The sequence below is a fragment of the uncultured Candidatus Kuenenia sp. genome, assembly GCF_900696675.1.
GTDB classification, from domain to species: Bacteria; Planctomycetota; Brocadiia; order Brocadiales; family Brocadiaceae; genus Kuenenia; species Kuenenia stuttgartiensis_A.
Window position 1 is genome coordinate 1 of sequence record NZ_CAADGZ010000305.1, and the last position, 1064, is coordinate 1064.

General features: G+C 47.6%; 2 protein-coding genes. One reads left to right on the top strand and one right to left on the bottom strand.

Annotated elements, in window-relative coordinates; all coding sequences use genetic code 11:
* Positions 1-579 (bottom strand): ISAzo13 family transposase (locus QZT26_RS17815; RefSeq protein ID WP_295104123.1); only part of this gene is annotated, 579 nt, incomplete at its 3' end.
* Positions 580-668: 89 nt separating this feature from the next.
* On the opposite strand from QZT26_RS17815, the gene QZT26_RS17820 reads away from it, so the two are divergent.
* The gene (locus QZT26_RS17820; protein ID WP_295104125.1) at positions 669-950 is read left to right on the top strand and encodes a hypothetical protein; all 282 of its coding nucleotides are present in this window, start codon (positions 669-671) and stop codon (positions 948-950) included.
* The last annotated feature ends 114 nt before the right edge of the window (positions 951-1064 follow it).

A 1064-nucleotide genomic window follows, 5' to 3' on the forward strand; every position in this document is an offset into this window, starting at 1 on the left:
CTTTGTGTCCACTGAAATCACAGGAACGCCTTGCTTCAGACACTTCTTTACCGCGGCATTGATATGCCGGAATTGCTCATCGCGATCCGGATGGTCTGCTCCCTCTTCCGTCTTCCGGTTGCTCTGCAGACTATAGTTCAGATCGTTGAGTATCTGCGCCACCTTCGCGTGACTGACCGAATGCTTCTTCCGGGCGAGTTGCGCGGCAATCGTCCGCGTACTCTTGCAAATCCATCGCAGGGGAGATTCCGGATCGCCGCGTGTTTGGCTATCGATCATTGCTTCCAGCGCCTCCAACAAACGCGGGTTCGATTCTGTGAGGGATTTGCGACCAGCGCTAGGGCGACGAATGCGACCAGCCGGAGGCGCTATCCCTTTTTGAATCTCGCCAATTCCCTTGGCAATGGCTTTGCGCGACAAACCACATGCGCGGTGGACATCAGAGATTCCACCAAAACCCAAACTTAAGGCTTCATTTGCTGCCATGACACGGCGCGTACGCTCATCCAATAACGGCCATACCGCATGCAACTTCTGTTTCAATCCAAGTGGAGTATACATGGACTGAAAGTATAGCATTACCCTACGCCGATTGCTACCTTTATTTATTTACAGAGCCTTAAGATGCTTTTTTGGTAAGATAGGTAATAGAAAGTGAGGTCTGAAAAATGAGAAAGGGTTTTGATGCAGAATACATGGCAAAGGTGGCATTGGATGCAATCAGGGAAGAAAAGACGCTGGCAGAATTGTCATCACAGTACGAAAGATCAGAACGTAATTGCACGGGAAACTTTGTTTCCGGTGAGGGTCTGACTTTACAAATTACAAACTGTCTTAACCCTGTGATTTTATTCCCTATCTATCAGCAAACAGGCGAGAAACCGGAGTTTCTCGAACAATTGCGTTCCCAAACTGGAGTTTGGGAACGAGCCGTGTATCGTTTACGCTGAATAGTTACTTTCATTCTACCTATGAGAATTTGAAACTGGAAAAACCCAGCCGCTATCCGCCCTCGTTTTCATTCTACCTAGTATGGCATTTCATTAAAATATCTACATTGATAC

Bases quoted from the DNA above. Each gene is read 5' to 3' on its own strand.
- QZT26_RS17820 (WP_295104125.1), top strand. From the start codon at position 669: ATGAGAAAGGGTTTTGATGCAGAATACATGGCAAAGGTGGCATTGGAT.